Origin of the sequence: Kosakonia sp., from assembly GCF_032052965.1 — a bacterium.
Lineage (GTDB): Bacteria > Pseudomonadota > Gammaproteobacteria > Enterobacterales > Enterobacteriaceae > Kosakonia.
The window spans coordinates 1-13,033 of sequence record NZ_DAMBVN010000030.1 but is presented as its reverse complement, the minus strand read 5'-3'; the positions used below and the strand labels follow the sequence as shown (position 1 = coordinate 13,033).

Genomic DNA, 13,033 nt, shown 5'->3' with positions numbered 1-13,033 from the left:
GGGCGAAAATTAATCGGCTTTTTCGACGAAAATCCCGTCCGCGTGATCTTTTTCATTAAAGAACCAGATACCGAGCGGGTAATCTTCCAGTGAGACAAGGTACATTGTACCTTCATTAAATGCCTCGACAGCCAATACCACCCCCGGACGGCGTGGACCTCCGTCCGTTTTGACCGTAACCCGATCGTTAACCTTCATAATTACCCTCCTGTCACATTTACGCCAGTGTAGAACAAAATACGCAGCCTGACAGCGTCACTGCGTTTAGCTGGCGATTTTTTCTACCGTCTATACTAAGCAGTGGGACTGCGAAAGAGGTGACTGTATGAAAACGGTGAAAGAGTACAGCGAAACCGCAAAGCGGGATGTCAACATCGATGTCGATGCCCTGCTGGCGGCGATAAATGAAATTAGTGAGAGTGAAGTTCATCGCGTCGATGATGAAGATGGCCAGCGCGTCAGCGTCGACGGTCGGGAATATCACACCTGGCGGGAACTGGCAGAAGCATTCGAACTGGATGTACATGATTTCAGCATCACTGAGGTGAATCGCTGAAGAAAAGTCCCGGCGGTGATTGCCGCCGGGATGAAACTTGCTCACGCAAGAAGCACTTAAAAAATTCGTACACCAGGGAATCTGATGTAAGCAAAACTCTAACGACAAACCCGGGTGATGACAAGAACTATTAAGAAAACAATTAATTAGCGTAAACATGTGTATTCTATTGGATACAATGCGCGACAGGAATTGCTCATAAAGCGGGCAATTTTACGCCGAAGTCAGTGCCCTATCCCTACGACTCAATGAACACGATCCGCCATTGTCGGGACATGAAAGGAGACAACATGCCGAGTCTGGATTCACCCTTACTGGTCTTTACCGATGTAGACGGTACGCTGTGCGATAACCATACCGGTGACTGGCAGGCTGCCGCCGACTGGCTCGCCACGCTAAGCGAGCATCATGTTCCCGTTATTCTGTGCAGCAGTAAAACTGCCGCCGAAATGATGGCCCTGCAAAAAACCATGGGGCTACAGGGTCTGCCCTTTATTGCCGAGAATGGCGCCGTGATCCAGCTAGATGAACACTGGCAGGATCATGAAACTTACCCGCGCATTATTACGGGCTCCCCGCATGAGGAAATCGCCAGCGTACTGCAAAAACTGCGGCTGAAACATGGCTGGAAATTCACGATGTTTGATGAACTGGATGAACACGTCCTGAGCGAGCTCACCGGTATGCCGCCCGCGCAAGCCAGTCTGGCGCGCCTGCAGGAAGCCTCGGAAACGCTGATCTGGCGCGACAGTGATGAAGAAATGACAGCATTCGCCACAATGCTGGGACAACTGGGCCTGCGTTTTGTGCAGGGCGCCCGTTTCTGGCATGTTTTGGATGAACGCGGTGGCAAAGATCAGGCCGTAAACTGGCTGACGCGCCAGTACCATCACTACACGGGCAAGCACGCCTTTACCCTGGGGCTTGGTGATGGCCCTAACGATGCCCCGCTACTGGACAGCGTTGATTATGCCATTGTGGTGAAAGGCCTTAACCGCCAGGGCGTTCAGCTACGCAAGGATACACCAGACAGGGTCTATCACTCGCAGCACGAAGGCGCTGCCGGCTGGCGGGAGGGCCTTGATCATCTGTTCGGCGCAGGGGCGGCATCTTCCGAGCAAACCTGATTGCGGCCGCTATTCTTCGCCCGGTATAAACGGCTGTCCGCCACCGATTGTAAATATTCGAAATCGTAACCCTCACTCTCCTGCGCGCCGCTTACACCGAGCGACGCGCTGATACGCAGGGTTTTATGCTTCTGGATCAAAATCTCTTTGGTCCCGATACGTGATCGAATATGTTCTGCGACCTGTGCAGCTTGTGCCAGTGTGCTGCCAGGGAGCAGAATACAAAACTCTTCGCCACCCACGCGCCCGGCAACATCCTCACCGCCGATTGAACTACTAATCAAGCTAGCCGCATGCGACAAGACTAAATCCCCGGCCTGGTGCCCGTATCGGTCATTTACGCTTTTAAAATGGTCGAGATCGATTTGAATCACTGCAAACGGCAGCTGGTGTTGGCGGCACTCCTCGGTTAAGACTTTCGCTCTTTCGAACAGCGCTCCGCGGTTACACAACCGCGTCAGCGGGTCATACCACGCCTGCCATTGCAATGTGTGTTGCATGCTCTACATGTTGCTGACCATGCGCCGGATCACTATCCATGCAAAGATCAGCATCGCGGTAAATAACACCCAAAGCAGCGCCAGCGCGACGCTAATACGGCCAAAATCACCGACAATGCCCTCCTGGAGGTTATGTACCCTCAGCAGAACACCACCAAACAGCCGGAGCTTTTGCCAGCTCACATAGCGGGTACCCAGATGTACACCCCCAACGGTATCCTGCGCCATATCCGCCTGGAGCGTCGCGCGCTCTTTTTCGCTGAATGCCGCCAGCGCCTCAGGATGTGTCTGCGTGCTGGTCACCAGCCTGAATTGGTTATCGTAGAGCTGGTACTCACCGCCCTCTTGATCTTTTTGTGCATCAACCAGTAAGCGATTAATCGCGTTCACCGGGAAACTCAACACCAGCACCCCATACCAGGTGTGTTGAAAATCGAGCGGCAAACTGGCGGCCACGAAGCTGTCTTCCTCGCTTCTCTGGTGCGCCAGGTCAGTAAACCACTGCACACCGCGGCCACGGTTCACCTGCTCTTGCTGGCCGCGAAACCAAGGGCGCATCAGTAACTTGTAATAGGTCGGAATAATACGTTGCTCGTTTTCAACCGGGGTAGTAGAAAGGTAAAACCCTGCGCGCGAGACATAATAGGCCTGACGCGGTAGCAACGAGGCGTGCGTGGACAAGCGAAACAGGTAGCCTAACTCCATAGCTGCGATAAGCTCGTTATGGAGTTGTTCATTATCGCGATTGAGTAACGGGCTTTGGTCGACAAAATAGTCAGATACGCCGTAAATCGGTAACGTCCGGGTACTGTTGAGGCCGATGCGCCATTGCGGCTGTTGACGCACACGCTCGAATTCGTCCTGAACGTTGTTCAGTACCTTAAAACCGAGCGGTGTCTCCATGGCAGCCTGCATACCGTTGCGAAAGAATATCAGGCGGTCTACGCCCGTTTGCATCTGCATATCCAGCGCATTGCTGACATTTTCCAGCGCGCTACGCTGGCTGGTGACATAGGCTCCCTGCAACACCATCACCTCACGCCAGGTGAGAATGGTTGAACAGACCATCACAACAACAAAACAGAGGTTAACCACCCGCGCAGGGTAGAAATACTTCTTTAGATTTCCAAGCCGCCTACTCTCTTTCACGACATTTTCCTGCCGCATATGCGGGGTCCGATATGCTCTGTTTCGCTGTGTTCTCGATCCTACAATCGGCGTAGTGGGTGGGGGTCAGGCAAGAAAAACGCCCGGCAAAGCCAGGCGTTTGATAGGGTCAGACCTCTTCGTGCACCCTTTGCCTGTCGCCAGGCATCAGTTCATCTTCACGAAAGGCTTCACGTTTGACCCCGTAGCCATCGTACCACCGGCACTCCACCATACCGCTGGCATAGCCGGTAACGATCATGCATGGACCACCATTTTTGGATTGAACTTCATCGCTGATCAAAAAGACCATTACTGCCTCCTGTATCAGGGCGAAACTTTTTCACCTTAGACGAAGTTTGTTTATCTTGCGTAATCGCCCACGCAAGTTTTTATTTCTTGCTCCCTCGCAAATGCGTCATTGCTTTCATAATGGCAACAACCACAGCACCGAGAATAAAACCCAGCACCAGGTTTGCCACCATCGGTACCAGCATTGTGAGGATCGCATTCTGCTCTGCAGCAAAATGTTCAATCGCATGGTGCAACGGCGTAATCCCGTGGACCACAATGCCGCCCCCCACAAGGAACATGGCCAGTGTGCCCACAACGGAAAGGATTTTCATCAGCCAGGGAGCCGCCACCAGCAATCCTTTACCGACGCACTGCGCCAGTACGCCCCGTTTTTCAACCAGCCAGTAGCCCATATCATCCAGTTTAACGATCACGCCGACCAGGCCATACACGCCGATCGTCACCAGTACCGCAATCCCGGACAGAATAAGTACCTGATTAAGTAACGGTGCGTCGGCAACAATCCCCAGCGTGATGGCGACAATTTCCGCCGACAGGATAAAGTCAGTGCGTACCGCACCTTTGATTTTGTCTTTTTCGAACTGCTGCGGATCCTGCGCGGCCAGTGCGGTCAGGCGTTGCTGCCGCGCCTCCGGCCCCTCTTTGTGCTTACGCGCTTCAAGCGTGTGCAGCACTTTCTCCACACCTTCGAAACACAAAAACGCACCGCCGAGCATCAACAGCGGCGTGATAGCCCAGGGGATAAAGGCGCTGATCAACAGCGCAAGCGGCACAAGAATAACTTTATTAAGCAATGAGCCTTTCGCCACGCTCCACACGACCGGCAATTCACGGTTCGCGCGCACGCCGGTTACTTGCTGCGCATTCAGTGATAAGTCATCCCCCAGCACGCCAGCGGTCTTTTTCGCCGCCAGCTTCCCCATCACCGAAATATCATCCAGCAAGGTGGCGATGTCATCCAGTAAGGTTAATAAACTACTTCCTGCCAAAATATCCTTCCTTATTGATTATGTTGCCTAAAAACGTACAGCCTGACTCACAGTATGATGTAAAAATGCGTTCGCGGAAATCGCTGCTTTGTGTCAACAAAAATTTAACACTTTCTCTGCAATTAACCCCTCGCCAGGCGGATAGTTTTGACGTTTACTATAAGCCTCGTATCTTTTGTACTGGTGGGTTATGCGTTTCAGCCGGGTTTTACCGCTTATTGGCGCACTGTTTGCGCTCTATATTATTTGGGGTTCCACGTACTTTGTTATCCGCATTGGTGTCGAGAGCTGGCCGCCGTTTATGATGGCCGGGATCCGCTTTTTATCCGCAGGCGTGCTGTTGACCGCCGGTTTACTTCTTACCGGGCACAAACTGCCTCCGCTGCGCCAGGCGCTCAATGCCGCGTTACTCGGCGTGCTGCTGTTGGCGGTAGGCAACGGCTTTGTCACCGTTGCAGAGCACCAGAATGTGCCGTCCGGCATCGCTGCCGTGGTCGTCGCCACCGTGCCGCTTTTTACGTTGTGCTTCAGTCATTTTTTCGGCATTGCAACGCGGAAACTTGAGTGGTTTGGCATCGCGATTGGCCTGGCAGGAATAATTTTACTCAATAGTGGTGGCAATTTAAGCGGCAACCCATGGGGCGCTCTGATGATTCTGGTCGGCTCGATGAGCTGGGCATTCGGTTCTGTCTATGGTTCACGCGTTGCGTTACCCAGCGGCATGATGGCAGGCGCCATTGAAATGCTGACCGCCGGTATTGTGCTGCTGGTTGCCTCGGCGCTGAGCGGCGAACAGCTGACGGCCATGCCACCGTTGTCAGGTTTTCTCGCAGTGGGTTACCTGGCACTGTTCGGCTCGATTATTGCCATCAACGCCTATATGTACCTGATCCGTAATGTCTCTCCGGCAGTCGCCACCAGCTATGCCTATGTGAATCCGGTGGTGGCGGTTCTGCTCGGCACCGGCTTCGGCGGCGAACACCTGTCGCCCACGGAGTGGCTGGCGCTGGGGATCATCATTATGGCCGTGGTGCTGGTAACATTAGGCAAATACATGTTGCCTGCGCGCCCGGTCATTACCCCTTGTGAAGCAGAAAAATAAGGGCGACTTACTCGCTGCCTTTTGACGGCAGCGAGTTGACCTTATCGGGCATGGCATGGATGCCCAACGTATCAATCTGCGCACTGTTATCTCCGCTGCAAATCCACTCCTCCAGCCGTTCACGCAGTGCATCTTCGCTCAAACGCCGTTTTCCGCGTAGCGCACACTCCCAGACGATCAACACACGCCAGCCGAATTCTGCCAGCCGGGCACGATCGCGGGCATCTCGCGCCACGTTTTTACCAATCTTTTCCAGCCAAAAGTCGGTACGCGTAGCAGGGATTTTAAACAGATGACAGTGATGCCGATGCCAGAAACAGCCATGGGTAAAGATAACGCAGCGGTAGTGATCCACTACAAAATCAGGCCGCCCGGGTAAGTCAGCCTCCTGGACGCGAAAATCGAGCCCGAGGGCGTGCAGGCAGGCTGCCAGCCGCTTTTCAATGGCCGTGTCCCGCGTGCCAATGGCGCGCATATTTTTACTGCGCGTCTCTTTATCGTGCACATCCGCCATGCCGTTTCCTCAGGAGAGTCGCGTGCTGAATCTGTCCAGTATAGCGTTATCAAGACGCTCAAAATCTCCCTGCAACTCGGCGCTGAGCTTGGCCATATACTGCACCAGAAAATCAGCATTATAGTGTGCCAGCTCGCGTCCTTTTTCCGTTTGCATAGATGAGGGCAGTTTTAACAGCTTACAGCGGAAGTGATCGAGGGCATAAAGTCGGTCATTCAGTTCACGATCGGCGGCAAATGGATCGTCACCGTTGAACAAGGCCATTCCCAACGAACCAGACACCGCAAACACCCGCGCCAGGCCAATTGCACCTAACGATTCCAGCCTGTCGGCATCCTGCACAATTTTCGCCTCCCATGTTTGCGGCGCGATCCCGGCGCTGAAACTGTGGGCTTCAATCGCATGGCGCACTGCGGGTAGCGCCTGCGTCGGGAAATCAGGAAAATCGTTAACGAGAATATCGGCAGTTTTTTGCGCTGCGCGTACCGAGGATTCATGGCGCAGCGGATGGTTCTTCGGCAGGCTGACAATGTCATGGAAGTAGCATGCCGTCAGGATCACCAGTGCATCCACCTGCTGCCCCTGCATCAGCGTTTGTGCGGTCTTCCACACCCGGCGAAAATGCGATACATCATGGGCGGCGTCTGCATGATCAATATGTTGTGAAACCCACTCATCAAAGCGGCGCTGCCAGTCGTTCAAATCCATCTTTGCTCCTAAGCTCAAACCGTCACCCTGCTATCTTACCCGTTCAGCGGCCACTTTTTCACCGAAAAAAAGATGCAGCCATAAAGCTGGGTTATTATTATAAAAAAAACATATTTGATACTACAGTAATAAAATAAATATTACCCGTTCTGATTTGACAACTATTTCTTTGCTACCGCAAATATGCGATGATTTCGGCGTCTTATTAGTAACCTCTCTAGCATTAGCTTTTTTGTCGGTATTTGACAACGCGTATCCTGGCGTTAACCGCCAGGATATTTTCTTTTTATCAGAACAATTAATAATTTTAGAAAACACCCTTCCTGTTCCTATTTATCAGATAAACGTACTTGTTCCGGTATTTATTTCCCCATGTATTAAGGTTGCCAACAGGATATACCTGCCAGTGTAGTTGCTCTCCAGTTGGCTGAAAGGTAATGTCGTGCTATGCAAATACCTTGTGCGTGAGGTGAATATTAATCATCAGTCACCTCGCCGCCAGGCGTAGCCGGCGTCGTTGTACCGATCTCTGTGAGCAGAAGACCTAATTTTTCGATTTCCTCTTCAGTCAGCGCATCTCCCGCTTCAAAATCATTTGCCTGTGCAAGCATAGCGGCAAGGAGATGTTCACTGTATTCCCGCACAAGCAGCTCTTCATTGAACGACAAAGGCGCTGGATCACTCACTGTGGCAGTCGCTGCCTCCGGTGTCGTGCTTTGTTCAGGTATATCACTTTGCTCTGTCATTGTAGTGTGCTCCGGTAAATTAACCTGCTCATGAATATCCCCCTGCGCCGCTACGTCACGTTTTGCCCGCGCAACTGCATCCTCAATAACTTTAAAACGCCAGGTATAGGACCCGGTTCCGGCAAACATCACTTTTTCAAAGTCGAAATTATTGATAAGTGCCGACAACAGGATCACCTGCGAATCTGCGTTGCCCATTTTCGCATTTGCCCTTTCCATGGGAAGAAATCGGACCCTGGCTTGCGCTAATGCGAGATCGTAATCCGATAACGGTTTAAGGCGTTCCACTCCGGTGGTTCCATAAGACTGCGCGGCACGCCCCAACGGCACATGGGCGCTATCTGGCTCAAAAGGGTATGTGCCGAAGGAGATATGATGCGCCTGGAAAGCGGAGTATTTTTTCGGAAATTCCGTTAAATACATAAAATCATCGGTACCTATTGCCTGATGAGATATCTCATGAATGATCGTGTCATGAACCGCTTTATCTTCCAGGATATCCGGCAGGACCACCATAATGCGGGCCGTGGGATCTCTTTGATAAACGTAAGCAAAAACCTCCGGCTCTGAAGCATCGACTTTTTTCATCACCACAACGCGCCCGAGTTTTGTTTCCTGCACATGATACCGGGCAAAATCCCGCAGCCTTTCCGCCATAATAGTCAGCCGCTCAAAGGCCTCGCCGAGAATTTTACTGTCGGTGGTATTGAGGAATTTCGCCAGCAATACCAGGATCCGCTCATGCACCGCAGAATTACTTTTCGCTTCAACCATGAGTGCCTGTACTTTCTCTGCAATATCAAAAACGCGATTAAACCCCTGCTCAATGACGTTGAGCTGTGTCATCGATACCATGCCGCCACCTTGTTTCGCCTTAAGGCGAGAAAAATCCGTCGAAAGCACTTTAAAACTCGGATCGGAATGTAGCGTTTTGGTATAGAGCTTTTTAAGTGCCTCACTCAACTGAGGATTATTTTGCCTGAAAGGTAAGTCCTTCACTAAGGGTCTGAAATGGGTGATGTCAGGTCCAAGATCTTTTATTTCCTCGATCCGTTTCATCAATTTCGCACTGTCGGCATCGGCGGCTTTCCATGCTTTCGGTATTTCGTCAAACAATGAGACCTGGCGAAGCGAAGACTGAAGTTCGTCGCTCCCTTCAATGGCATTTTTGATTATCGTCGACAGGCTACTCTCTTCTGTTGGGCTTGATTCCCGAATATGCAGCTGATCAAGAAATTTCTGTATGGCATCAAAACTCACGCCTTGTTTAGCGACCATGTCTTTATACGCTTTCGAGGCATAAAGCAGAACGCCGTCTTTCGGGTAATCCTCTAAAGGTAACGAACCACTCATTTGCGTCAGCGGTTTTAATTCACCTTTCACTCCGGTGAGATCAGCCTCGCTGGCCAGGTCGTAATAGGCCAGCAGCCAGTCATCTGACTGCTGCGCCTTATTGGCCATAATTTGTAACCACTCATCCTCATCAAAATAGACGTATGAAAATTCGCCATTATCAGAGAAAAGTTGAACCACTACGTGGTCCTGTCGGCGCAGGCCACGGATATAATAGGAGTTGGTGATTTCATGCGTGGTACTGCCTTTTTTCCACGCAGTAACGATACGCACATTCGACTCGAAACGCATTTTGTCCATTTCGCTAATAACATCGGATAGCGCGTGAATTCGCCCTTCCAGGGACAAATCGGCTTTTATACCGACAGAGGGGCTGAGCCGGCCTGAAGGCCCCGCGACAGGTTCAGCCTCGGCGGGCGCGCCGCCCCTGGCCCCGGGAGGATAATTAAATCCAGGATCATCAGGAACCGCCTCGACAGGGATCTCTTTGGGTACTGGCGGTGGCGCAGGTTTCTTCAGCGCCCTCACTATCTGATCCAGATCGTCGAGTCCTTCCTGACTGATCGCTGTGGCTACGTCCTTCTTCAGGCGTAGACGCCGTACACCCGTTTTGGCGATAACCCTCAACACTTTATTTTTAAGCAGTTTGTACATACCGGGTAGCGTATCTGGCAGCGCAGTAACGGCAAGACGCGTAAGACGCGAAACACCTCTAAGCATTTGTTCCATCGCAACGCCGGCTAGCGATCCCCCTAATTCAAACGCCACTGCCATAATCATGGAACGCATATACACTTTGCGCTCTTCGTCATCATCCGCCTGGGAATAGAGCACAATATTGGGCACCACTTCGAGCAACAAGGTGGTTGCCATCGAAGCCGCAATCCAGGGCAGCGCAGGCCCGCCAACCACAATGCCCCCCGCCATCAACAACAACCCGGACATCACCGCCAGGGTGTTCACCAATTCGTGTATCACGGCACGCTGATGCTCAGCGGCTGAATTAATCAGTTCGTCATACAGATCAGACAGGTCGTTCCTCTGCCGCTGGATCAGTTTATCTATCAGTGCATCTCGGCTTTTTGCTGTCGTGGTAAAGGGCGGGTTATAAACGGTATAACTCGTCTGAAAGGTAAAATCAGGGTGCTGTTCCGGTGCATCATGATGGTGAGGCAAGAAACCAAAGCTATCAGGCACTTCTTTCAGTGCCTTGCCGGTCCCTACTGTCCGGTACCTTTCAATAAAGGTTCTGAATTCAGGGCTGGATTCAACAGTGAGCGAGGGAGGAATCTTTCGCTCTTCTCCTTCTTTTTTTTCTAATTCCGCCAGGCCCGGCCAGGGCACGTCGAAGTAATCGTTATCCCACAGCGAGAGCAACACACCAATTTTTTTATCACCCAGCACTTTAGATGAAGGCACCGGAATAAATATCAGGCTTGTGAGCGTGCTACCGTGCCATTCCACAGTTTCAGCCTGCGTTTCCCCCTTAAGAAACTGTTTGACCGCATCGATATAATGTTGATGATACTCTCCCCCTGTTCCGCCTGGCGTTGCTCTTTTTTTGTCGAGATAAGCCATTGCAGCACGCGTCGTCATCACCTTATAGACGTTTTTGACCTCGGGATTGTCCGCCCCAAACAGCGCATCCAATTTCAGGTCGACGGATAGGTCTATATTCAGGAGACGATGGCGCAGTTGTTCACTAAACGAGGCGGGCCACTGGATATTACTGTCGGAATAAGACGTTCCAAGATCTTTGCGGGGCTTCCCACGAGCAATATCGCGAAGGGAATAACTGTGGGGGATAGTCTCGTGGACTCCCGCAGCTCGCCCGTCGGAAAGATGATAAATAATTTCATTGACGGTGATTTGACTGTCTGGCGACCATTCTTCATCCTGGCGGTGGATATTGAGTGAATCACGAATAAACGTATCAATATAGCGGTCCGGACTGAAAATATTCTCACTCAGGAAACCGGTCAGTTCCCCGAGGAATGTATCCAGCTTTCCTTCTAACTTATTGAGCGCATACTGACGGACGCTAAAAGGTTCAGGCAATGGTGCCATGGCTTCTGCTTGTCTGCCGATTTCTGCCCAGTTAAAACTGTCGTCAACTTCATCACTGGTGGGGGCCGTTGTCTCTTCAGCTGACACACTTCTGGCTCCTGTATCAGCAGGGTCATCTTCCACCTTAACCAATATTTTCGTAGGCGATTTCGTTGGTGTGGTAGACTTGTCCGGTGCCACTTTCCCCAGCCATACATCCAGTAACGGTTTAATCTCTTTCCTGATGGTGTTGTATCTGCCGAGCCAGAATTTCATCTCATGGGTGTGCCAAAACTTCACGATATTTTCACGAATAATGCGCACCACTTGTTCATCAAGCACCGCATAGTTATAGGCATCCTTTCCACGCTTCTCCTGCAGCGCATTTTTCAGACGCTCCAGTGTCAGGATGCTTAAATTAGAATACAAGTCACCTAATACTATCCTTTCTCCCCGGCTCGCCTTGGTTTGATCAACAAGGTCTGTCACAAAAGTGAAGAGCGTTGAGCGAAAATCGGCGGTAAATTTTGACGGATCGATCTTGTCGATATAGGCAAGGCTGTACTTTTTCCAAAAGGCTTCGGACTTCGGTATTAATGGGCTGAATATCAATGTGTCATTTTTCAATGAATCAGACAGCGACTTATGCGTGCTGAATACGCGCAATTGCTCATTTCTCTTTTTCAGTTGCTTACCCTGGTTGGAAAGCTTCTTCAAAGCAGGGGCATCAATTGCTGCGCCATCGAACTCTTTATTTAGCGTACCAGTCAGGTTCTGCAGTCGATCTACCTCAGTACCGCATCGGTTGGCATCATTCACTTCCAGGTTAAGAATAAAATTTGCCCACAGAGACATCACTTTCTGATAAAACAGCAGATAATATTTCCCCAGATGCAACCATTTGTCGTCAGGAAGCTGCGCTATCCCGGCTTTGACATTCGGTTCTTTGGCCGCATCCTGAGAGGCTAGCGCGATTTTGGCGCTAAACTCCTGTGGCAGACTCTCCAGTTTCAGCGCATCCATCCGGGTGACCCAGGTGTCATTCAGTGGAAAGCTCTCTCTCGGTGCCACCAAATAAGACCAGGTATTTTTCCCCCCGCCATTACGCAGTAAATTCAGATAAAATTTCTCCGGTGACTGTTCTGCCGTTTCTTCATAGCGACGAGACCAGTATTCTTGCCGGGTTTCCTGGTCTTCTGTTGAGGGCGTCGTAGACGGGGTCGTTACCGTTGTTGGTTTCGCAGTCGTTGTGGTCGTTGTCGCCCTGACCGGTCTTGCTTTGACCGGGGCACGTGTAGTGGTTACGGTATTCGTTTTCTTGGGGTTATACACAGCGAGACCACCAATCGCCCACCGTTTCGATCGGCTATGGGCCACAGGCGTCTCAACAGACGCGGCAAATTCTGCTTCCAGCTCAGCCGCTATCTGCTCAATTTCGGCAATCTCGCTCTCACTGAAGGGGTAAGTCTCTTCTTCAGGCTGGCTGATGTGAGTTTCATGTAAAAGGTAGAGCTCTTCCACCAGTGCGCGTTCGTCCTCTGTCAGCGCACCAGTCAACTCAGCAAGCTCATCCAGCGTCAGCGGGGTTTCGTTCTGTTCCCCGCCCCTGTTGCCAAAGAGTAAGTAGCTGGCATATGCCAGGCTTCCTAGTAGTGCCGAAGCGCCTGTTGCAATCCCCGCGCCTCTTCGTGTCATCAGCGCTGAGGCCCCGGCCATTAGCAAACCACCTGTGCGCGCGATCGCAGAAAGACGGTCAGTAATGCCCTGTGGCCCTGCCTGCGCCGCCGCCGCGCCGCCGCCCAACATCGTCAGGGCAATATAGTCATAGTTTGGACGGTCTCCAGCGGAGGTGACGTCGGACTCCTGCGCGGTAGTGGCGTCCTCCGACAGAACCAGCTCACCACCGGAGGAGGTGACTCCGGACGCCTGCC

Annotated in this window: 9 protein-coding genes and 1 pseudogene; 3 read left to right on the top strand and 7 right to left on the bottom strand. The window is 51.7% G+C overall.

The window, feature by feature from the left end:
* Nucleotides 1-9: 9 nt before the first annotated feature.
* Nucleotides 10-198: a protein DsrB gene (gene dsrB, locus RTX30_RS22055; protein WP_312692886.1), complete on the bottom strand. Its 189-nt coding sequence runs from the start codon at nt 196-198 to the stop codon at nt 10-12.
* Nucleotides 199-325: 127 nt separating this feature from the next.
* Here dsrB and yodD point away from each other — a divergent pair, with 127 nt between their 5' ends.
* Nucleotides 326-556, top strand: coding sequence for a YodD family peroxide/acid resistance protein (gene yodD, locus RTX30_RS22050; RefSeq protein ID WP_312692884.1), 231 nt, complete (start codon nt 326-328; stop codon nt 554-556).
* Nucleotides 557-846: 290 nt separating this feature from the next.
* Nucleotides 847-1,683, top strand: a complete 837-nt coding sequence (locus RTX30_RS22045) for a mannosyl-3-phosphoglycerate phosphatase-related protein (RefSeq protein WP_312692881.1) — start codon at nt 847-849, stop codon at nt 1,681-1,683.
* Here the strand turns inward: RTX30_RS22045 and dgcQ are convergent.
* From dgcQ to RTX30_RS22025, 3 genes and pseudogenes are all read right to left on the bottom strand, one after another.
* Nucleotides 1,641-3,350, bottom strand: a pseudogene (gene dgcQ / locus RTX30_RS22035) (cellulose biosynthesis regulator diguanylate cyclase DgcQ). The gene RTX30_RS22045 and the pseudogene dgcQ overlap by 43 nt on opposite strands.
* Before the next feature lie 109 nt (nt 3,351-3,459).
* A complete protein-coding gene (locus tag RTX30_RS22030) occupies nt 3,460-3,642 on the bottom strand; it encodes a DUF2158 domain-containing protein (RefSeq protein WP_312692875.1) in 183 nt (60 codons plus the stop codon).
* Between the two features lie 79 nt (nt 3,643-3,721).
* Nucleotides 3,722-4,633 carry a DUF808 domain-containing protein gene (locus RTX30_RS22025; protein WP_312692873.1) on the bottom strand — a complete coding sequence of 304 codons (912 nt, stop codon included), beginning with the start codon at nt 4,631-4,633 and terminating at the stop codon, nt 3,722-3,724.
* Between the two features lie 190 nt (nt 4,634-4,823).
* Here RTX30_RS22025 and yedA point away from each other — a divergent pair, with 190 nt between their 5' ends.
* On the top strand, nt 4,824-5,735 hold the full coding sequence (gene yedA / locus RTX30_RS22020) for a drug/metabolite exporter YedA (protein WP_312692871.1): 912 nt from the start codon (nt 4,824-4,826) through the stop codon (nt 5,733-5,735).
* Nucleotides 5,736-5,742: 7 nt separating this feature from the next.
* On the opposite strand, the gene RTX30_RS22015 is transcribed toward yedA, so the two are convergent.
* From RTX30_RS22015 to RTX30_RS22005, 3 genes are all read right to left on the bottom strand, one after another.
* On the bottom strand, nt 5,743-6,249 hold the full coding sequence (locus tag RTX30_RS22015) for a very short patch repair endonuclease (RefSeq protein ID WP_312692869.1): 507 nt from the start codon (nt 6,247-6,249) through the stop codon (nt 5,743-5,745).
* 9 nt (nt 6,250-6,258) lie between these two features.
* A complete protein-coding gene (locus tag RTX30_RS22010; protein ID WP_312692867.1) occupies nt 6,259-6,957 on the bottom strand; it encodes a phosphohydrolase in 699 nt (232 codons plus the stop codon).
* Between the two features lie 476 nt (nt 6,958-7,433).
* Complete coding sequence (locus RTX30_RS22005; protein WP_312692865.1) at nt 7,434-12,908, bottom strand: hypothetical protein; 5,475 nt, start codon at nt 12,906-12,908, stop codon at nt 7,434-7,436.
* Nucleotides 12,909-13,033 lie beyond the last annotated feature (125 nt).